Here is a 20,767-nt window from a genome sequence, read left to right as displayed (position 1 = left end):
TCTTTCGCGGCCCGAGTTCAGGTGGTCGAGCGCTGGCTGAGACGCAGCTCGAGCTCGACGGTCGACCGCAGCGATCCTTCTCGCTGAGCGCGAAGCACGGCGAAGGCCACCTGGCCAGACTCCTCGAAAGGTTGGTGGACCGTCGTCAGATCGGCGGCTATGGCGGCCTCCCCGTCGTCGCAGCCGACGACGGCGACCTCGCCCGGCACGCTCAAGCCGAGGTCTCGGCACGCCAGCAGAACCCCGATGGCAAGCTGGTCGTGATGGGCCATGATCGCGGTGGGTCGTTGCGGAGACGACAGCATCTCCCGCGCAGCGGAACGGGCGGCCGGGATCGAGTTGCGGCAGCTCATCACGACCAGCTCCTGCTCGAGGAAGGAGGTCACGGCCTCACGAAAGCCCGCCAGTCGCTTGACGGCTTGGGACTCATACGGGGCCAGCTGCTCCTCCATCAGATAGCCGAAGCGTCGGTGTCCGCCCCCGACGAGATGCGCACCGGGCAGGCGGCCACTGTCGACATCATCGACGCCCACGCGGCAGAAGAGGTCGCTCGCCGCATCGACAACCACCGTCGGCAACCCTCGCCGGTGCAACCGGTCGGCGATACTGCTTTCGATTTCCAGACCCATCACGATCAGGCCGTCCAGTCGTCCGTGTACCGGGAGGCTCGCCAGCACAGGCGAAGTGGACTGGGCCGCCGACTCGTGATCAAAGACGACGACGTCGACGTCCGCCGCCGCAGCCGCACCCAAGACGCCGGACAGCCGACGAAGATACGAGCTGTAGCTCGTGAAGGGCGCCATCACCCCGATGCGTCCACTGCCACGACGTGCGTGCCCGACGGCCTCCGCGCTTGGCACGAAACCGAGTTCGTCTGCGGCCGACAGGACCTTCTGGCGGGTCGAGTCACTGACCCGGTCAGGCTTGTTGAGCGCGTTCGAGACCGTCGAAATGCTCACGCCGGCTCGCTCGGCGACCTGATAGATGGTGACGCGCTGAGCCGGCACAGGGGTCTTTCGATCGAGGGGAGAGGGTAGACGCTGGAGCATGCGGGCGACTGGGACCTTGAGGGGTCGTCAGGAACTTACGACGACGGCCCGGTCGCGTCCAGTTCTCCGCACGTCGAGAACGACACGCCTTCGAACGTTCGGCGCTGTCGTGCACCGTGGGTGGGGGATGGGTAGGCGAGCCGGCATCCGGATCAGCACCTCTCGTGTTGGTGCGATACGGTCCCGCGAGTGAAGGTCTTACTGCTGGAGAACATCCACCCGGTCGCCGCCGAGGTGCTGCGCGCCATCGGCTGGGAGGTTGACGTCCGAACCGCCTCGATGAGCGAGGACGAGCTGATCGGCGCTCTGCCGGGGGTGGGGCTCCTCGGCATCCGTTCGAACACCAAGGTCACCGAACGGGTGCTGGCCGCGGGGGAGGACCTCGTGGGCGTGGGCTGCTTCTGCATCGGCACGAACCAGGTCGACCTCGACGCAGCCGCCGTCCACGGCGTGGCCGTCTTCAACGCACCCTTCTCCAACACCCGCAGCGTGGTCGAGATCGTGCTGTGCGAGCTGATCGCCCTGGCCCGCCGGCTGCCCGAGAAGACCCAACGCATGCACGACGGCATCTGGGACAAGTCGGCCAACGGCAGCCACGAGGTGCGCGGCCGAACCCTCGGCATCGTCGGCTACGGCAACATCGGCACGCAGCTGTCGAACGTGGCCGAGTCGATCGGCCTGCACGTCATCTTCTACGACACCGCCGACCGGCTCGCTCACGGCAACGCCCGCCCGGTCGGGTCGCTGGACGAGCTGCTCGAGCAGGCCGACATCGTCAGCCTGCACGTCGACGGGCGACCCGGTAACGCAGGCCTGTTCGGGGCCGAGCAGTTCGCGGTCATGAAGCAGGGCGCCGCGTTCATCAACGCATCGCGCGGCATGGTTGTCGACGATCTGGCGCTACGCGAGCACATCCTCTCCGGCCACCTGTCTGGCGCGGCGATCGACGTTTTCCCGAGCGAGCCGAAGGCTCAAGGTGACTCGTTCGAGTCGCCCCTGCGTGGCCTCGACAACGTCATTCTCACGCCGCACGTCGGCGGGTCGACCCAGGAGGCGCAAAGAGAGATCGGCTCCTTCGTCGCTGGCAAGTTCCGGGCCTTCGTCAACACGGGGGCCACGGCGCTGTCGGTCAACCTTCCCGGGGTTGTTCCGCCGCCGACCACCGAGACGTTCCAGATGGCCTTCCTGCACCACAACGTGCCGGGGGTGCTTGCCTCGATCAACCAGCTGCTGGCCGACTCCGGTGCCAACGTCGTCGGTCAGACGCTCTCCACCCGAGGCGAGTACGGCTACGTCATCACCCACACCGATCTGGCGCCGAGCGACGCCACCTTGGCGTTGCTTCGCGACTCGGCCCATGCCATCTGGCTCAAGACCTGGTCAACTGCCTGACTCGGAGTCCGGGTTGGGCCGGGTGGCGCACTCCGCCTGCACCCGGGTGACCCCACCCGTCGAGAGTGTCGTGCTCGAGCAGCACGGAGTTGGCCTCGCTGCCGCTACCCGTCGATGCCGCCGACCGTACGCATCGGCTGGTTGAGGTGCACCGCGATGGTGACGACCGCGGTGAGGGCGGCGAGGATGCCGAACGTGGTGCGGGGGCCGGCAGCGTCGAGAAGGATGCCGCTGCTGGGCGGGCCGAGGGGTGCGGCCAGGCCGACGATCAACAGGGCAGCAGCCATGACGCGTCCTTGTCGATGGGCGGGGGTGCGGTTCGTCTGAGTGGCCATCAGCACGGCGTTGGCGGGGGTGGCCGTGAAGTAGATACAACCGAGGAGCGCCCCTGCGAGCAACGGTTGCTGGACCCATCCGATGAGGGTGAAGGCCGCGACGGCCGTCCAGCCCATGACCACCACGATCGTGGTGAGTGACAGGTTCGCCTGAAGGGCCGGGGCCGCGACGGCGCCGAGGAGGCCGCCCACGGCGGCGACGGCGAACAGGGCACCCAGGCTGGTCGCAGAGTGTCCTGCACTGGTCAGGGTGGCGATGAGCGCGAAGACGGTGGCGGCGAACACGAGCTGGAAAGCTGCGGCGGCGAGCAGGGTGGACCGCAGGAACGGCTCCGCCCAGAGGATCCGAAGGCCGGTCAGCAGATCCTGACGAACTGGTGGCCGCGGGCCGTCGTTCGGGGTGGGCCGCAGCGATCGTCGGATGCCGGCGGACAAGGTGGCGCTGACGCCGAAGGAGGCGAGGTCGGCGACCAGCGGCAGGGCGGGGGTGACTGCGTAGAGCAGGCCACCGACCGGCTGGCCGAGCAGGCTGATCGCGTGACCTCGACCTTCGTTCGCGGCGAACGCCCGGGGCAGCTGGGCCGCGGCGACGACGTGGCGCAGGGCGACCGAGTGCGCGATGTCACTGACGGCGCCGGCCGACGCGTTCAGCCCGGCTACGACGAGCAGCTGCCACAGCGTCAGGTGACCGGTGAGCACGCTGGCCACCAGCGCCGAGGTCGTGAGGATCCGCACGAGGTCGGCCCCGACCAACACCGGTCGCAGCGGAGCCCGGTCGATGAGGGCGCCGGCGGGGAGACGGGTCACGGTTCCGGCGGTGAGGGCGACGACGCCGAGCAGGCCGGCCAGACCCGTTGAGGTGGTGACACTCAGGGCGAGTAGGGGGTAGGCCAGGCTCGTCATGGTGGCGCCCAGCCCGGATGCCGTCCCGCCGGTCCAGAGTCGGATGAAGTCAGCGTTGTGGCTCAGGGGCACTGCGTCGGCCGGTTCGTGCTGGGCGGCATCCATCTTCCACCTTTCGTAACGTACGTTCTGTACGAATTCAACAGAGCGTACGCTAGGGGCATGAATGAAGAGATCCCGGTGACCGAGGCGAGGTCGCAGTTCTCTGAGCTGGTCAACCGGGTCGGGTTCGGCAAGGAACGCATCGTCTTGACCCGACACGGCAAGCCGCTGGTCGCCCTCGTGCCCGCGGAGATGCTCGACCAGCACAGTGCAGAGCAGACGGAGGCGAACGCGACGGCCATGGCAGTGCACGAGCTGCGTTCGTCGGGCGCTGATCGGCCGCAGGGCTACCCGATCGCCGCGCAGCACCGTGAGTCTCCGCCGGCCTAGGGCTGCAGCGTCGGTCGCGAGCGCGACCGGCAGCAGAGGCATGAAGTCTGTTGTGAACCTGGTCAATCGCTGGCACAAACCACGCCGACACGATGGGATGGGGCCATGCCCCAGAAGATGAACCTGCGTGCCTACATCGATCAGCTGCGCGTCGAGGGGTACACCGTGCGTGACGATCACGGCGATGACCCCATCCTCATCGCTCCCGACGGCAAGGCCGTCGAGACGTGGCGCGACCAGTACCCCTACGACGAGCTGATGTCGCGCAACAGCTACGAGGTCGAGAAGTACCTGCTACAGATCGAGCTGCTGAAGTTTCAGTACTGGTCGATGGACACCGGCGCCAAGCACGTGGTCATCTTCGAGGGCCGCGACGCCGCAGGCAAGGGCGGGGCGATCAAGCGGTTCATGGAGCACCTCAACCCCCGTGCTGCTCGCGTCGTGGCCCTGACCAAGCCGACCTCGACGGAGAGCGGGCAGTGGTACTTCCAGCGCTACGTCGACCACCTCCCCACCTCCGGCGAGATCGTCATGTTCGACCGGTCCTGGTACAACCGCAGCGGGGTGGAGCGGGTGATGGGCTTCTGCACCGACGAGGAGTACGAGGTCTTCACGGGCCAGGCGCCGATCTTCGAGCGGATGCTCGTCGAGTCAGGCACGACGGTGACGAAGCTGTGGTTCTCGGTGACCCAGGACGAGCAGCGCACGCGGTTCGCCATCCGCCAGATCGATCCCGTCAGGCGCTGGAAGCTCTCACCGATGGACCTGGAGAGCCTCGACCGGTGGGAGGCCTACACGGCGGCCAAGGAGGCGATGTTCGAGCGCACCGACAAGCGGTACGCGCCGTGGATGACCGTGAAGAGCAACGACAAGAAGCGGGCCCGCGTCAACGCCCTGCGCGCCTTCCTGAACCAGTTCGACTACGAGGGTAGAGACCCCGAGGTCGTGTTCGCCCCTGACCCGAAGGTGGTCAAGCGCGCCAAGTACGCCGCGGGCGACTAGCGCCGACCGCCGTCGCCTCGCTTGTGCCGACAGCGGCTTCGGTGGTGCACTGCAGGCACTACCTGGGCGCGTCAGGGCGGCGAAAGTGGAGTGGCCATGAAGGTTGAACGATGGGTCCGAACCGGTTCCAGGCGTCGAGCGTGGCTGGCATCGACGATGGCCGGCCTTCTGGCGGTCGCGACTCTCGCCAGCTCAGCTGCCGGTACCGCGGCCGCGGCGAGCAGCCTTTCGCCCGGCAGCTATGCCGGTGGAGGGTTCGACCACTACACCGCGCCCGCCCAATCGTTGATGACCGCCTGGCGGGCCAGTTCGCCGTACCGTGCCGTCGGCATCTACATCGGTGGCGACAACCGTTACGACACGGTGCAGGCCAACCTGACGCCGCAGTGGGTGAGCACCCAGCAGTCCGCAGGGTGGCATCTGCTCCCGATCTACCTCGGCCCGCAGCCCTACTGCACGACCTCGACCAAACCGATCCGGTTCTCCGCGACGAACGCCGCCTCTTTGGGAACGTCAGCAGCCAACGACGCTGTCGTGCGGGCGCGGGCGCTCGGTCTGTCGACCGGTAGCACGATCTACAACGACATCGAGGCGTACAGCACCACCGACCCGGCGTGCACGACCGCGGTGCTGACGTTCCAAAGCCATTGGACGCAACGGCTGCACGCCCTCGGTTTCTTCTCCGGCTTCTACAGCAGCCTCGGGTCTGGTGTCCGCGACCAGGTGGCGGCCTACAACTCCACGGCCTACGTGCGTCCCGACTACCTGTGGTTCGCGCGCTACGACGGCCTCGCCACAGTGTCGGATGCCGCGATTCCCGACACGTACTGGGTGCACCGCCGCATCAAGCAGTACCGCGGCGGAGCGGCGGAGTCCTACGGTGGGCAGACGTTGGACGTCGACCGCAACCAGCTCGACGTCACGGCGCCGGGTGGCTTCCTGCCGCTGAGCCCGTCGCGGTTGTTGGACACCCGCAGCGGAGTCGGTGCAGCCAAGGCCGCGGTCGCTCCCGGGGGAACGGTGCATCTTCAGGTCACCGGTCGTGGTGGGGTTCCGGCATCCGGGGTCTCTGCGGTGGTGTTGAACGTGACGGCCACCGCGCCCACTGCCTCGGGGTACGTGACCGCGTATGGCGAGGGGGCCACTCGCCCAACGGTTTCGAACCTCAACTTCGTGAAGGCTCAGACGGTGGCGAACCTGGTCATCGTGCCCGTCGGGGCGGGCGGGAAGGTTGCTCTCTACAACGGGTCGCGTGGCACCGCCCACCTCATCGCCGACGTCTCCGGCTACGCGATCGTCAACAGCCCGATGGTGGCGGGAGCCCTCGGACCGCTGAGCCCGTCGCGGTTGTTGGACACCCGCATTGGGGTCGGCGCGGCCAGGGCCGCGGTCGCTCCCGGGGGAACGGTGCATCTTCAGGTCACCGGTCGTGGTGGGGTTCCGGCATCCGGGGTCTCTGCGGTGGTGTTGAACGTGACGGCCACCGCGCCGACCGCCTCTGGGTACGTGACCGCGTTCGCCGAGGGCGCCACTCGCCCAACGGTTTCGAACCTGAACTTCGTGAAGGCTCAGACGGTGGCGAACCTGGTCATCGTGCCGGTCGGGGCGGGCGGGAAGGTTGCTCTCTACAACGGGTCGCGTGGCACCGCCCAGCTCATCGCCGACGTCTCCGGCTACTACGTCGCCGGTACCCCCACGGTCACGGCGCCGGGCGGTTTTCTGCCGCTCAACCCGTCGCGGTTGTTGGACACCCGCAGCGGAGTCGGTGCAGCCAAGGCCGCGGTCGCCCCCGGGGGAACGGTGCACCTTCAGGTCACCGGCCGTGGTGGGGTTCCGGCATCCGGGGTCTCCGCGGTGGTGTTGAACGTGACGGTCACCGACCCCACAAGCGCCGGGTACCTGACGGTGTACGGCGAGGGGGCCACCCGCCCAACGGTCTCGAACCTGAACTTCGTGAAGGCTCAGACGGTGCCGAATTTGGTCATCGTGCCGGTCGGGGCGGGCGGGAAGGTCGCCCTCTACAACGGGTCGCATGGCACCACCTCGCTCATCGCCGATGTGTGGGGCTCCTTCTAGGGGGCAGCCGGTCGGGGAGGTCAGCAGGCTCAGGTGGCGGGCCCTCGCGAGACCGTGACCGCGGGCCACCATTCGGGATACGGTCGTGAGAGGTCAGGGGCATTGCAGCGCAAGGAGATGTGTCATGGCCGCCACCCCTGTCGTCCCGCCGTTCACGCGTGAGGACGCCATCGCGAAGGTCCGGGCCGCCGAGGACCTGTGGAACACCAGGGACCCCGAGCGCGTGGCGCTCGCCTACTCGCCAGACAGCCGGTGGCGCAACCGCACCACCTGGGTCACGGGGAGGGACGAGATCGTCGCGTTCCTGATCCAGAAGTGGGACCGGGAGCGGGACTACCGGCTGATCAAGGAGATCTGGGGCTTCGTTGACAACCGCATCGCCGTACGCTTCGCGTCGGAGTCGATGGGTCTGGATGGTCTCTGGTACCGCTCCTACGGCAACGAGAACTGGCAGTTCGACGAGCTGGGCCGCTGTCAGTTCCGGCACGCCAGCATCAACGACCTGCAGATCTCGGAGTCGGAGCGGCTCTACCACTGGCCCGCTCCGGGCCCGCGGCCCGTCGACCACCAGGGCCTCACCGAGCTGGGCCTCTGATCGACGCGGCCGGGGCCGTCCTGGTCGCCCGCCGACGGTAACGACTGGGATGATCGACGGATGCCGACCGGTCTCGTCCTCTCCGTCAGCCGCGACCTCATGCACCGTTTCAGCAAGGTGCCGTGCGACTCGATCACCCTCGCGGCCAGCCTGGGCGTGGTCGGTGACGCCCACGCCGGCACGCTCGTGCAGCACCGTTCACGGGTGCGCCGCGACCCGAACCAGCAGAACCTGCGGCAGGTCCATCTCATCCATGCCGAGCTCTTCGCGGAAGCGGCCGAGAGGGGCCACCAGATCGGCCCGGGCGACCTGGGCGAGAACATCACCACTCACGGCGTGCCCCTGCTCGATCTTCCGGTCGGCACACTGCTGCACCTCGGTGAGGTGGTGGTGCGCTTGACCGGCCTGCGCAACCCCTGCCGACAGATCGACGACTTCCAGAAGGGTCTGCTCAAGGTGGTCGTGGCGCGGGCCGATGGCGTGCCGTCGACTGCGGAACCGACGCTGACCGCGACTGGTGGAGTCGACCGCCTTGACGGTTCCCGTGTCGTGCGCAAGGCAGGGGTGATGGGCGTCGTGACGTGCGGCGGCGAGGTACGCCCGGGCCAGGCCATCGTGGTGGTCCTACCGGACGGGCCGCACACCGCCCTCGAGCCCGTCTGACCCACCCTGGACCTCGATGGACAGCGTCCACCACAGTGATCATCTTCACAGGTCGTGACCAATGTGACCTTTACCCGAAGAGGCAGTATGAGACCGCGAACCCCCTCCCGGCGTGCTGCTCTTGCGGCTCGTCAAGAAGACGACGGCAGCTGACGCGAACCGGCATCTGATCGCACTGCAGCGGATCTCCGACCGCAACGGTGGCAACCGGGCGGCCCCGGACGCCGAGCGTCCGAACAGCCCCGGCTACGACGCCAGTGTCGACTACGTCGTCGGCCGGCTGCGGCAGGCGGGTTTCGTGGTGCGAACTCCCACGTTCAGCTACGAGGTCGAGGTGGAGGATGCCGCGTCGCTGACCGTCGGGGGGCGAGCTAGCGGGTCGAGAAGATGACGGCGAGCATCGAAACGCCTGTCGGCGGAACCGCCGGTCCGATCCGGGTGGTGCCAGAGGATGCGACCACCGGGTGTGAGGCTTCGTCCCCGGCACGAAGGTCGCCTGCTCGGCTGACCCGCGGACCGGTCAGCAGGGGTGGTCGCTAGCGCCCGCCGTCTCTGCGCGCCGGTCGGTGCGGTCGGGTGCTCGAGAGGGTCAGCGGGGCGGTCGCTGGCGGGCCGGAGCCCGGCCGTGCGGCTGGGTCGGTGCTCCGTGGGTCGGTTCCCGGCCGTCCCCTGGTTCGTGGACGGGCCGGGTCACCGGTGCGGCAGCGGTCAGCGTCAACGCCGTGCCGTCGTGCAGCAGCCGCAGCGGGTCGCCCTCGCGCAGACGGTAGGTCGTGGTGCGCGGGGTGATCTCGACGCTGAGACGACGCGCGCGCACGCAGAGAGTGAAGACCAGACGGGTGATGCCGGCCGGGAGCCGGGGCGTGAAGGCCAGGATGCCGTCTCGGTCACGCAGCCCGCCCAACCCGGCGACGAGCGCGATCCACGTACCGGCCAGCGACGCGACGTGCAGGCCGTCGCGAGTGTTGAGCTCAAGGTTGTGCAGGTCCATCAGGGCCGCTTCTGTCAGGTAGTCGTAGGCCAGCTCCAGGTGGCCGGTCTCGGCGGCCAGCACCGCCTGGGTGCAGGCCGACAGAGACGAGTCGCGCACGGTTAGGGCTTCGTAGTAGCAGAAGTTGCGGGCCTTCTGGGCCGGCGTGAAGGCCTCACCGCGCAGGTGCATCGCGAGCACCAGGTCAGCCTGTTTGACGACCTGTTTGCGGTAGAGGTCGAAGTAAGGCGCGTGCAGCAGCAATGGGTAGTGCTCGTCGGTCGTGGCGGCGAAGTCCCACATCTCGTGGCTGGTGAACCCCTCGGCCTGGGGATGGACGCCCAGGTCGTGGTCGTAGGGGATGACCATGGACCGTGCCGCGGCACGCCACGCCGCAGCTTCCTCGGCGTCGATGCCGAGGTGGCGAGCCCGGTCGGGATGCCGACCGGCGGCGTCGGCCGCGGAGAGGAGATTGTGCTGCGCCATGAGGTTGGTGTACACGTTGTTGTCGGCTACGGCCGAGTACTCGTCGGGGCCGGTCACCCCGTCGATACGGAACCCGCGCTGCGCGTCGTAGTGTCCCAGCGAGCACCACAGCCGCGCCGTCTCGGCCAGCAGCTCCAGACCGATGTCACGCTCGAACGATGTGTCACCGGTGACGTTGAGGTAGCGCACCACCGCGTCGGCGATGTCGGCGCCCACGTGGAAGGCGGCTGTCCCGGCCGGCCAGTATCCCGAGCATTCGTGCCCTGCGATCGTGCGCCACGGAAAGACGGCCCCGGCCAACCCGAGCTGGGCCGCGCGATCGCGGGCCTGGGGCAGGATCGAGTGCCGCCACCGCAGCGCGTCACCAGCGGCCTGTGGAGCGGTGTAGGTGAGAACCTGTAGCGCGAACGACTCGGTGTCCCAGAACGCGTGGCCGTCGTAACCGGGGCCGGTCAGGCCCTTGGCCGGGATCGCCCGCCCCTCTGCCCGCGCTCCGGCCTGCAACAGGTGGAACAACGAGAATCGCACTGCCTGCTGCACCCGCGGGTCGCCATCGAGGACCACGTCGGCGCCGGCCCAGAACTCGTCGAGGTAGTCGCGCTGCTCTGCCACCAGCCCGGGCCACCCGCTCTGCCTGGCCACCGTGAGAGCCGCGGCAATCTGATCGGCGACCGCCGGTTGCGAACGGACCGCCGACCAGCCGTAGGCGACGTACTTGATGAGTCGAAGCCGCTGACCCGGGCGCAGCGTCGCGGTGACCGTCACCCGCGCCAGATCCGGCTCGCTCGCTGCGGCGATCGACACGGAATCCGCCTGCTCCAGAGATGATCTCACCTGGCTCGGGGATGCCGTGGCCGGGCCATACACGTCGTGTTCCATCCCGGCACCCACTCGCAGCCCGCTGAGGGCAGTGTGGTGCAGCAGTGATCCACCCGTGCCCGCGCAGGCGTACTGCTCCGACAGCAGCGGCGCTCGCAGCTCGGCGGCCTGTCGGGGATCGTCGTCGCTGGTCGGTAGCGCCTCGTTGGCCATCAGCTCGGACTGCAGCACGACCCGCACCTCGTCGAGCGCCTCGACCTCGTAGTAGATCGCGGCCACCGACCGCTGCGTCAGCGACACCAGCCGCTGGGAGTGCACCCGCACCCCTCGCCCGCCCGGCGACACCCACTGCACCGTGCGAGTGAGCAGACCGGTGCGGAAGTCCAGCACCCTCTCGTGGGCGACCAGCTGCCCGTAGCGGACATCGAAGGGCTGATCATCGACCAGCAACCGGATGAGCTTGCCGTTGGTGACATCGATGACCGTCTGCCCCGCTTCGGGGTAGCCGTAGCCGGCTTCGGCGTAGGGCAGTGGTCGTGACTCGTACACCCCGTTGAGGTAGGAGCCCGGCAGCCCGTGCGGCTCTCCCTCGTCCAGGTTGCCGCGCCAGCCGAGGTGCCCGTTCGACAACGCGAAAAGAGACTCGCTCTGAGCCAGTACGCCGAGGTCAAGGCCGCTCTCGCGCAGACACCACGGTTCCTCCGTGTAGACCGAATGGGTGATCACGTGCGCTCGGGTAGCTCGGCGGGGGAAGGGTCGAGGATGCGGTAGGCGAGCAGCTTGACGCGGTCGCTGAGCAGGGCCCAGATGATCGCGTAGACCCAGACGAACCCGGCCCACCCCCAGCCGAGGGGGGTCATGAACAGCCCGTAGACGGCGATGAGGGTGGCGATCGCCTGGGTGCCGAGCACGGCGAGGAGCAGGATGCGGGCCGGGCGGATCGACCAGAACGGTCCGCGGGTGCGGGTGAGGAAGATCGTGAGGTGCCCGGCGACCGAGAGCATCAGGTACATCATCGTCTGCAGCTGGGGCCGGCCGAGGTCGAAGACGCGCTCGCCGAGGTAGAACAGCCCGAACGCGGCCACCGGGCCGACGACCCCCAGCACGGTGGCTATGCCCAAGACCACGCGCATGTTCCAGGCTTCGGGCTTCATCTTGTAGTGCACGTTGTCGTAGGCGATCGACAGGATCGCCCCGTCGTTGAGCAGCGCCAGCATCACGATCATGATCGCGGTGACCGGGAAGAAGTTGAAGACGAGGATCGCCAGCGTCACGAACAACAGCACCCGAAGGGTCTCGGCAATGCGGTAGATGGCGTAGGAGTTCATCCGCTGGAAGATCTTGCGGCTCTCCTTGATCGCGTCGATGATCACCGCCAGCCCGGGAGTGAGCAGCACGATCGCGGCCGCGGCGCGTGCGGCGTCGGTGGCTCCGGATACGGCGACGCCGCAGTCGGCCTTCTTCAGCGCTGGGGCATCGTTGACGCCGTCGCCGGTCATCCCGACGATGTGACCGCCCTGTTGCAGGACGTCGATGATGTGGTATTTGTGCTCAGGGAAGACCTGGGCGAAGCCGTCGACGGTCTCGATCTCCCGCACCATCGCGGGGGTCTCCTGCTTCTTGACGTCACCGAGGCCGGCGGCATCCAGGATGTTGGAACCGAGCCCGACCTTGACGGCTGTCTCCTTGGCGATGGCGATCGCGTCACCGGTGACCATCTTGACGCTCACCCCCATGGCGCGGGCGGTGGCGATCGTGGTCTGGGCGTCTTCGCGGGGTGGGTCGAACAGCGGGAGCACGCCCAGGAACACCCATGAGCCGTCAGCGTCGGCGCGGGCCACTCCCAGGGATCGGTAACCGCGAGAAGCGAATTCGTTGACGGCCGTGTCAACGGCCGGTGTGACGTGGGCGTTGTCGCTCGTGAGGCGCAGGATCACCTGGGGAGCGCCCTTGCTGACTTTGAACGTCGTGCCGTCGGCTCCGGTCACGGTGGCCTCGGTGCGCTTGTCGACCGGGTTGAACGGTTCGAAGTGGGTCACGGTATAGCCGGCGAGCTGGTGCTTGTCGTTCAGCCCGCCGAGAACAGCGAGGTCGATGGGGTCGTCGTTGTCGGCACGAGAGGCCAGTGCAGCGGCCAGGACGACCTCGCCGGGCGTGACGGTCTCGATGCTGAACGGGTCGCCGAGCGTCAGTGAGTTCTGGGTCAGGGTGCCCGTCTTGTCCGCGCACAGCACGTCCACCCCGGCCAGCTCCTCGATGGCGACCAGGCGGCTGACGATGGCCTGCTTCTTGGCCAGCAGCCGGGCGCCGACCGCCATCGTCACCGACAGCACCGTGGGCATCGCAACGGGGATCGCCGCGACCGTCAGCACGAGGGCAAACTGGAGGGTGGTCAGGATGGGGTCGCCGCGCAGCAACGACACGAGCACGATCACGGCGACGAACACCGCCGCGAGCATGATGAGGTAGTTGCCGATCCGCAGGACGGCTTTCTGGAAGTGGCTGACGGTGTGGGCGTCCTGTACCAGCTCGGCTGTCTTGCCGAAGTAGGTGTGGGTTCCCGTGGCGTAGACCAGGGCACCGATCTCGCCGCGGCGGATGATCGAGCCCGAGTACACCGGGTCGCCCGGCGCGCAGGTGGCGGGCAGGGACTCGCCGGTGAGGGCGGACTGGTCGACCTCGATCTCGTCGCCCTCCAGCAGTCGGGCGTCGGCGGGCACGATGTCTCCCAACCGCAGGCGGATCACGTCGCCGGGCACCAGCTCTCGTGCGGCCGGCGTGACCCATTCACCGTCACGTTTGACGCGGGCGTTGATGGCCAGCTTGGCCTTCAGCGCGTCGATGGCGTTGCCCGCCTGACGTTCCTCGGTGTAGCCCACCACGGCGTTGGCCAGCAGCAGTAGCAGGATGATGAAGAAGTCAGGCCAGTGTCGGACGGCGCCCGACAGGATCACCGCGACCTCGATCATCCAAGGGATCGGTCCCCAGAAGTAGGAGAGGAACTCCAGCAGCGGGTTCGTCTTGTGGTCGGCGATCTCGTTCGGCCCGTACTGGCTGAGCCGTCTGACGGCCTCCGCCTGGCTGAGGCCTTGAGCAGAGGTGGCCAACCGTCGCTCGAGCTCGGGCACCGGCAGGGTCAACAGGTCGTCGGGGGAGTCGGCCGGTGGGGCCGGCCCCGTGGGCCTGGTGTCACTCGTCACGGGTGGCTCCCTGCGAAACCCAGGTCCAGTCGCGGATCTCTGGGAGGTCCTGGCCGTGGGCATTGATGTAGAGGTCGTGTTCGATGAGCTTGTCGGCCATCTTTTGTTTGAGGTAGTCGCCGGTTGCGCCGAGCTGGGGCAACCGGTCGATGACGTCCTGGACGAGGTGGAAGCGGTCGAGGCGGTTCTGCACCCGCATGTCGAAAGCAGTGGTGATGGTGCCTTCCTCGTTGTAGCCACGGACGTGCAGGTTGCGGTTGGTGCGCCGGTAGGTGAGCCGGTGGATCAGGGTGGGGTAGCCGTGGAAGGCGAAGACGATGTGTTTGTCTGTGGTGAACAGGCTGTCGTAGTCGAGGTCGGACAGCCCGTGGGGGTGCTCGCTGGCGGACTGCAGCTTCATCAGGTCCACGACGTTGACGACCCGGATCTTCAGCTCGGGTAGCTGCTCACGCAGGATGGTCACCGCGGCCAGTACCTCAAGGGTGGGGGTGTCGCCGCAGCACGCCATCACGACGTCGGGCTCTGCCCCGCGGTCGTTACCGGCCCATTCCCAGATGCCGATTCCCTTGGTGCAGTGGACCTCCGCCTCGGCCATGGTGAGCCACTGCGGCATGGCGTGCTTCCCGGCGACGATGACGTTGACGTAGTGGCGGCTGCGCAGGCAGTGGTCGGCGACCGAGAGCAGGCAGTTGGCGTCGGGCGGGAGGTAGACCCGAACGATGTCGGCCTTCTTGTTGACGACGTGGTCGAGGAAGCCGGGATCCTGGTGGGTGAAGCCGTTGTGGTCCTGTTGCCACACGTGGGAGGCGAGCAGGTAGTTCAGCGAGGAGATGTCGCGCCGCCACGGCAGGGCCTTGGTGATCTTGAGCCACTTGGCGTGTTGGTTGAACATCGAGTCGACGATGTGGATGAACGCCTCGTAGCAGTTGAACAACCCGTGTCGGCCGGTGAGCAGGTAGCCCTCGAGCCAGCCCTCCGACTGGTGCTCGGACAGCATCGAGTCGAACACCCGACCCGTCGGCGCCAGTGACTCGTCGCCCGGTACGGTGCGGGCCTCCCACTGACGGTCGGTGACCTCGAAGACGGCGTCGAGCATGTTCGACACGGTCTCGTCGGGCCCGAAGATGCGGAAGTTGGCTTGGTCCTCGTTGGCGGCCACGACATCACGCAGGAACCCGCCGAGCACTCGGGTGTCCTGCGCCTCGACAGCCCCGGGGGCGGGAACGGCCACGGCGTGGGTGCGGTAGTCGGGCATCCGCAGGTCGCGCAGCAGGAGCCCGCCGTTGGTGTGCGGGTTGGCGCCCATCCGCCGGTTCCCTTCCGGGGCCAGGGCGGCCAGTTCGGGACGCAGGCGACCGTCGTCGTCGAAGAGCTCGTCGGGCCGGTAGCTGCGCATCCAGGCGTCGAGCTGCTCGACGTGGCCGGGGTGGCCGGCGTCCACGAGCAGGGGTACCTGATGGGAGCGGAAGGTGCCCTCGATCTGTTGCCCGTCGACCACCTTGGGGCCGGTCCACCCTTTCGGGGAACGCAGCACGATCATCGGCCACCGTGGCCTGACCGTGCTGGCACCGGTACGGGCTTGGGCCTGAATGGTGTGGATGGCCTCGATGCACTCGTCGAGCACGGTGGCCATCAGCTGGTGCATCGTGTCCGGGTCGTCACCCTCGACGAAACGCGGGTCCCAGCCGCAGCCCCGCAGGAACTGGTCCAGCTCTTCGTGCTCGATCCGGGCGAGCACGGTGGGGTTGCTGATCTTGTACCCGTTCAGGTGCAGGATCGGCAGCACGGCTCCGTCACCGACCGGGCTGAGGAACTTCGTGGAGTGCCAGGCCGTGGCCAGCGGCCCGGTCTCTGCCTCCCCGTCGCCGATGACGCAGGCGACGACCAGGTCGGGGTTGTCGAACACGGCCCCGAAGGCGTGGCTCAGGGAGTAGCCGAGCTCACCGCCCTCGTGGATCGAGCCCGGTGTCGTCGGGGCGACGTGGCTGGAGATACCGCCGGGGAAGGAGAACTGTGTGAACAGCTTCTTGAGCCCGGCCTCGTTCTGGCTGACGTCGGGGTAGATCTGCGTGTAACTGCCCTCGAGGTAGGTGTTGGCCACCAGCGCCGGCCCACCGTGGCCCGGCCCGGCGATGTAGAACATGTTCAGGTCGTACTTGTTGATCACGCGGTTGAGGTGGACATAGATGAAGTTCTGGCCAGGGGTGGTGCCCCAGTGGCCCACCACCAGCGGTTTGACGTCCGAGAGCGCCAGCGGACGCTTGAGCAGCGGGTTGTCGTAGAGGTAGATCTGGCCGACCGAGAGGTAGTTTGCGGCCCGCCAGTAGGCGTTCATCGCGACCAGCATCTCGGGGCTCAGCGTCGGGGCGGGTCCCGGGCTCGAGCTGAGCTGCTCGGGAACGAGGGTGTCAGTCATGCTGGGGTCCTTGTCGATGGAGGATGAGGTTCGGTCGTGCTGCCGGACAACGGGTACCGGCTGCCGTCAGACTGGCCTCAGGCCGGCACCGTCCGAGGCTTGCTGCCGTTGGCTGCTGGCGCCGGGACGGGACCGGCGGCGGCCTGTTCGCGGGCGATGAACGCACCGAGCTCGGCGATCGTGGTCATGATCGGGGCGGGGAACACGACGGTGGTGTTCTTGTCGACGCCGATCTCCACCAGCGACTGCAGGTTGCGCAGCTGCAGCGCGAGTGGGTGGGCCATCATCGTGTCCGAGGCGTCACCGAGGGCGGCCGCGGCCAGGGACTCCCCTTCGGCGTTGATGATCTTGGCGCGCTTCTCCCGTTCGGCCTCGGCCTGGCGGGCCATGGCGCGCTTCATGCTCTCGGGCAGCTGGATGTCCTTGAGCTCGACCAGGGTCACCTCCACGCCCCAGTCCACCGTGCTGACGTCGAGGATCTCGCGGATGTCGAGGTTGATCCGGTCGGTCTCGGACAGGGTCTCGTCCAGCGTGTGTTGGCCCACGACCTTGCGCAGGGTGGTCTGTGCGATCTGGTCGATCGCGGCGTAGACGTTCTCGATGGCGATGACCGACTTCTCCGCGTCGACGACCTTGAAGTAGGCCACGGCTGAGACATCGACGCTGACGTTGTCGCGGGTGATGATGCCTTGAGACTGGATCGGCATCGTGACGATTCGCAGCGACACCCGGTGCAGCACGTCGACGAACGGGATGATGAGACGCAGGCCCGGCTGGCGGACGCCGATGACCTTCCCGAACCGGAAGAGCACACCCTGCTCGTACTGCTTGAGGATCTTGACGGCCAGCAACGCCGCCGCGAGCAGGACGACCACGACCACGACCACGACGCTCACTGCGGTACCCATGATGATCAACGCCGCCAGGGCGAGTGGTGAACAAGCGGCTGGTTCGACCAGCAGCGGCCGGTGGAAGTGGCCATGACGGCACATCCTTCGATATCGAACGTTCAGCCAGTCGGCTCGGCACGAGGGAGATCGTTGCCGCCAGGTTGAGTGGCGTCAGGTCGACCCTCGTGTCGGACGGTCGGTGACCGCCGAGCCTCTCGCGTCGTTCGCTTCCGACGTTACGCTAGTCGTAGATAACTAGCAATTTATTTCTAGAATCCTGAGTGTAGTCTGTGGGTCATGGCGGAGTGGAGCTTCCTGACGAACCACGCTCAAGCGTTGCTCTGCATCGCGCACGATCCAGGGTCGCGGCTCATCGATGTCGCGGCGGCGTTGGGCATCACCGAGCGCCGGGCCTACGCCATCGTCAACGACCTGACCAAGGACGGTTACGTGGTGAAGGAGAAGGACGGTCGTCGCAACCGCTACGAGGTTCAAGGGCACCTGCCCCTGCCCGGGACCGTCGTGCGGTCGACAACAGTGGGCGAAGTGCTGGCGGTGCTCGTCGGTGACGGTGGGACGGCGGTACCTTGACCCCATTCGTGATCTCGCCGTGCCCGCGGCAGTGAGGAAGTGTCAGTCATGCCGGTTCAGCATCCCGTGTGGGCGTCGTCGTACGGGCCCGGAGTGCCGCTTCATCTCGAATATGACGACTCGACCCTGACCGACCAGCTCGACGCCACGGTCGCTCGCTGGCCTGACCGCCGGGCGCTGGACTTTCTCGGTGCGGGCACGACCTGGGCCGAGTTCGGGGAGCGGGTGAACCGGGTGGCAGAGGGACTGCGCCGACTCGGCGTCAGCGCGGGCGACAGCGTCGCCCTGATCATGCCGAACTGCCCGCAGAACGTCATCGCCTTCTTCGCGGTGCTGCGTCTGGGCGCCACGGTCGTCGAGCACAACCCCCTCTACACCGCCGGCGAGCTGCGCCACCCGTTCGTCGACCACGCGGCCAGGGTCGCGATCGTCTGGGACAAGGTCGTGCCCGTCGTCGAGGCGCTGCGCAAGACCTCCAGCCTCGAGCACGTCGTGGCGGTCGACCTCACGACCGAGCTGCCGCTGCGCAAGCGCCTTGCCCTGCGCATCCCAGTCGCCAAGGCCCGCGCCGCCCGCGCGCAGCTGACGTCTCCGGCGCCCGGTGCGATGCCTTGGCGCGACCTCGTCGCGTCGACCCCCCTCGACTCCTCACACCCGCGGCCGGGTGCCGGTGACGTCGCCCTCCTGCTCTACACGTCGGGCACGACGGGGGTGCCCAAGGGTGTGCCCCTACGACACCGCAACCTCGTCGCGAACGTCGAGCAGGGCCGGGCCTGGGTGCCGGGCCTGGAGGAGGGCCGCGAGACCTTCCTGCTCGCGCTGCCCCTCTTCCACGCCTACGGCGTGACGGTCGGGATGCTGCTCGGCACGCGCATGGGCGCGACCCTCGTGCTGCTGCCCAAGCCGGAGATCGGTCTGCTCATGGACGCCATCGAGCGGCAGGTTCCCTCCTTCGTGCCGGCTGTGCCGCCCCTCTACGAGCGGATCGTCACCGAAGCGAAGCGGCGCGGTGTGTCGGTGCACGGCATCCGCTACTCGCTGTCGGGCGCGATGCCGCTGCCGGCCGAGCTCGTCGAGCGTTGGGAGGCCGCCACGGGCGGGCTGCTCGTCGAGGGCTACGGGCTCACCGAGACCTCGCCCGTGATCGTGGGCAACCCCATGACAGGCGACCGTCGACCCGGGTCGATCGGCGTGCCGTTCCCCGACGTCGAGGTGCGTGTTGCCGACGCCGACGACCTCGACCGCGAGGTCGCGCTCGGGGAGCGGGGCGAGCTGCTCGTGCGCGGTCCGCAGGTGTTCGACGGCTATCGCGGGATGCCGGCGGAAACGGCGGAGGCCTTCCACGACGGGTGGTTCCGCACCGGCGACATCGTGACGATGGACGAGCACGGGTTTCTCACGATCGTCGACCGCATCAAGGAGATGATCATCACCGGTGGGTTCAACGTCTACCCCTCCGAGGTCGAGGCCGTGCTTCGTTCGCACGCTGCTGTGCTCGACGTGGCCGTCGTCGGCCTACTGCACGCGAGCGGGAGCGAGGAGGTAGTCGCCGCAGTCGTGCTCGCCGAAGGCATCGATCTCGTTCCTGACAGTCTCCGCGCCTATGCGCGCGAGTCGCTCACGGCCTACAAGGTCCCGCGTCGTTTCGTGGCCGTCGAGCTGCTACCCGTCAACGCGATGGGCAAGGTCGTGCGGCGCGAGGTGGCGGCGGCGTTGAAGGAGCAGTGAGGGCGGTCAGTCCCAGGGCGCGCGGCCTTCCCAGTCGACGACTTCGAGGGGCACGGTCAGCACGGGTCGATGCTGGTGCTGGGCGAGCTGCACGGAGATCGACTCCCTGACGAAGTCTCGGATGTGGTGGTGGTGGCCCTGATGGGTGGCGACGACGAAGGCGGCTGCGTCGACGGCGCGGGCCAGGTGGGTGAGGGATCGGTCGACGCGGCCGGCGAGGTAGCGAAACTCCCAGGGCTGGTCCTGTCCGTGCATGGAGGTTGCGACTTCCCGGGTGAGGTTGGCGGCCACGTCTTCCCAGTCGTCGTCGGCGTCGGGGTCGATGGAGGCGTGGCGCACGGTCCCGTCGGGGAACTCGTCGACGGTGTAGCGGGAGGGGTCGACGTAGGCGAAGTAGAGCGTGGGGGCTCCGATGGCGCGCCCGAGGGATGCCGCTGTGACCGCGACGAGCTGCGGCTGCCCGGGCATGACCGACACGACGAGGGGATGCCCGGCGAAGTCGGTCAGGCGCGACGCGTGCGGTTGCGGCGGCGTGTGCTGGTGAGCCATCGGTGTGCTCCCGTCAGGTGCGGACGAGCGCCAGATCCTGCCCGTTCACGACGAGTCAGGAACCATCAGCCGGAGCTGGCAGTTCGGGGTGAAGCCGGCACGCCCAGGCGGGATCCATCGCCGTCTCCGACACTATCGGCAGACGCCGTGATCGGGCCAGAGTCACGATCGAGACGGTCAGTTTTCACGGGCCCGAGCTGCTGGCCAACGACCATGAGCTACCGAGCTCAAGAGGCGCTACGTACTGTCGTGGAAGACGGCTTGGTAGATGTCTTGTCCGTAGCTGGTCGGCAGGGGCGGGCCAGGGCGCAGCTGGAACGACCGGATGCCGTCTTCGGCGCGGTCGGCGCGTAGGAACAGGGTCTCGGTGTCGTTCTTCTGCTCGTAGCGGTGGGCCAGGTCGTACATGTGGGTGACGACCACCATCCGGACACCGGACTCGCGCAGGGCGTCGATGATCTCAACAGCGATGTCGGAGCCTTCGCGTTCGTTGGTCGCACCGAACGACTCGTTGCACAGCAGCACGGAGCAGGGTCGGAGCTGGTCGATGATGCGGCTCATCCGGGCCAGCTCCTCGTCGAACTTGCCGCTGGTCATGCTCGCGTCCTCCTCCCTGCGGAAGTGGGCGAACACGGAATCGGCCAGTCCGGCGTCGAACCGTTCGGCGGGCA

The 20,767-nt window shown here is 67.8% G+C and carries 17 protein-coding genes and 1 riboswitch; of the genes, 9 read left to right on the top strand and 8 right to left on the bottom strand.

The features are described 5' to 3' along the window. Positions 1 to 17: 17 nt before the first annotated feature. The gene (locus tag BA895_RS02395; RefSeq protein ID WP_070190311.1) at positions 18 to 1,049 is read right to left on the bottom strand and encodes a LacI family DNA-binding transcriptional regulator; all 1,032 of its coding nucleotides are present in this window, start codon (positions 1,047 to 1,049) and stop codon (positions 18 to 20) included. Between the two features lie 189 nt (positions 1,050 to 1,238). Between BA895_RS02395 and serA the strand changes: the two genes are divergently transcribed. After that, entirely contained in the window at positions 1,239 to 2,441 is a 1,203-nt protein-coding gene (gene serA / locus BA895_RS02390) for a phosphoglycerate dehydrogenase (RefSeq protein WP_070190310.1), read from the top strand. Positions 2,442 to 2,545: 104 nt separating this feature from the next. Here the strand turns inward: serA and BA895_RS02385 are convergent, their stop codons facing one another. Next, the gene (locus BA895_RS02385; protein ID WP_070190309.1) at positions 2,546 to 3,784 is read right to left on the bottom strand and encodes an MFS transporter; all 1,239 of its coding nucleotides are present in this window, start codon (positions 3,782 to 3,784) and stop codon (positions 2,546 to 2,548) included. Between the two features lie 57 nt (positions 3,785 to 3,841). On the opposite strand from BA895_RS02385, the gene BA895_RS02380 reads away from it, so the two are divergent. The 6 genes from BA895_RS02380 (at position 3,842) to BA895_RS02355 (ending at position 8,838) form a co-directional block, all read left to right on the top strand. Further along, complete coding sequence (locus BA895_RS02380) at positions 3,842 to 4,111, top strand: type II toxin-antitoxin system Phd/YefM family antitoxin (RefSeq protein ID WP_070190308.1); 270 nt, start codon at positions 3,842 to 3,844, stop codon at positions 4,109 to 4,111. Between the two features lie 105 nt (positions 4,112 to 4,216). After that, on the top strand, positions 4,217 to 5,113 hold the full coding sequence (ppk2, locus tag BA895_RS02375) for a polyphosphate kinase 2 (RefSeq protein WP_070190307.1): 897 nt from the start codon (positions 4,217 to 4,219) through the stop codon (positions 5,111 to 5,113). 156 nt (positions 5,114 to 5,269) lie between these two features. Then, positions 5,270 to 7,189, top strand: coding sequence for a DUF1906 domain-containing protein (locus BA895_RS02370; protein WP_070190306.1), 1,920 nt, complete (start codon positions 5,270 to 5,272; stop codon positions 7,187 to 7,189). Between the two features lie 124 nt (positions 7,190 to 7,313). Continuing rightward, the gene (locus BA895_RS02365; protein ID WP_070190305.1) at positions 7,314 to 7,784 is read left to right on the top strand and encodes a nuclear transport factor 2 family protein; all 471 of its coding nucleotides are present in this window, start codon (positions 7,314 to 7,316) and stop codon (positions 7,782 to 7,784) included. Positions 7,785 to 7,844: 60 nt separating this feature from the next. Beyond that, positions 7,845 to 8,447 (top strand): MOSC domain-containing protein, encoded by a 603-nt coding sequence (locus BA895_RS02360; protein ID WP_070190304.1) that lies wholly within the window; start codon positions 7,845 to 7,847, stop codon positions 8,445 to 8,447. Between the two features lie 112 nt (positions 8,448 to 8,559). Beyond that, positions 8,560 to 8,838, top strand: a complete 279-nt coding sequence (locus BA895_RS02355; RefSeq protein WP_070190303.1) for a hypothetical protein — start codon at positions 8,560 to 8,562, stop codon at positions 8,836 to 8,838. A gap of 198 nt (positions 8,839 to 9,036) precedes the next feature. Here BA895_RS02355 and BA895_RS02350 read toward each other — a convergent pair whose 3' ends face one another. The 4 genes from BA895_RS02350 to BA895_RS02335 form a co-directional block, all read right to left on the bottom strand. After that, the gene (locus BA895_RS02350; RefSeq protein WP_070190302.1) at positions 9,037 to 11,448 is read right to left on the bottom strand and encodes a glycoside hydrolase family 65 protein; all 2,412 of its coding nucleotides are present in this window, start codon (positions 11,446 to 11,448) and stop codon (positions 9,037 to 9,039) included. Further along, positions 11,445 to 13,922 carry a plasma-membrane proton-efflux P-type ATPase gene (locus BA895_RS02345; protein WP_070190301.1) on the bottom strand — a complete coding sequence of 826 codons (2,478 nt, stop codon included), beginning with the start codon at positions 13,920 to 13,922 and terminating at the stop codon, positions 11,445 to 11,447. The genes BA895_RS02350 and BA895_RS02345 overlap by 4 nt, the downstream gene beginning before the upstream one ends. After that, complete coding sequence (locus BA895_RS02340) at positions 13,912 to 16,338, bottom strand: phosphoketolase (RefSeq protein WP_070190300.1); 2,427 nt, start codon at positions 16,336 to 16,338, stop codon at positions 13,912 to 13,914. The genes BA895_RS02345 and BA895_RS02340 overlap by 11 nt, the downstream gene beginning before the upstream one ends. A gap of 77 nt (positions 16,339 to 16,415) precedes the next feature. Continuing rightward, complete coding sequence (locus BA895_RS02335; protein ID WP_175442234.1) at positions 16,416 to 17,246, bottom strand: slipin family protein; 831 nt, start codon at positions 17,244 to 17,246, stop codon at positions 16,416 to 16,418. Positions 17,247 to 17,525: 279 nt separating this feature from the next. Here BA895_RS02335 and BA895_RS02330 point away from each other — a divergent pair, with 279 nt between their 5' ends. Continuing rightward, the gene (locus tag BA895_RS02330) at positions 17,526 to 17,819 is read left to right on the top strand and encodes a winged helix DNA-binding protein (protein ID WP_070190299.1); all 294 of its coding nucleotides are present in this window, start codon (positions 17,526 to 17,528) and stop codon (positions 17,817 to 17,819) included. A gap of 48 nt (positions 17,820 to 17,867) precedes the next feature. Then, entirely contained in the window at positions 17,868 to 19,547 is a 1,680-nt protein-coding gene (locus BA895_RS02325) for a long-chain-fatty-acid--CoA ligase (protein WP_070190298.1), read from the top strand. A 6-nt stretch (positions 19,548 to 19,553) separates the two neighbouring features. Here the strand turns inward: BA895_RS02325 and BA895_RS23820 are convergent, their stop codons facing one another. Both BA895_RS23820 and BA895_RS02315 read right to left on the bottom strand, forming a co-directional pair. Then, positions 19,554 to 20,096, bottom strand: a complete 543-nt coding sequence (locus BA895_RS23820) for a universal stress protein UspA (RefSeq protein ID WP_070190297.1) — start codon at positions 20,094 to 20,096, stop codon at positions 19,554 to 19,556. A gap of 49 nt (positions 20,097 to 20,145) precedes the next feature. Continuing rightward, positions 20,146 to 20,227, bottom strand: a riboswitch (Fluoride riboswitch). A 106-nt stretch (positions 20,228 to 20,333) separates the two neighbouring features. Next, positions 20,334 to 20,767, bottom strand: a 434-nt coding sequence (locus BA895_RS02315) for a hypothetical protein (RefSeq protein WP_217493799.1), incomplete at its 5' end; no start/stop codon positions are given.

It is taken from the genome of Humibacillus sp. DSM 29435 (assembly GCF_001758225.1).
Taxonomy (GTDB): Bacteria; Actinomycetota; Actinomycetes; order Actinomycetales; family Dermatophilaceae; genus DSM-29435.
Note: the sequence above shows the minus strand (reverse complement) of the source record. Positions and strands in the feature narration are given on the sequence as shown.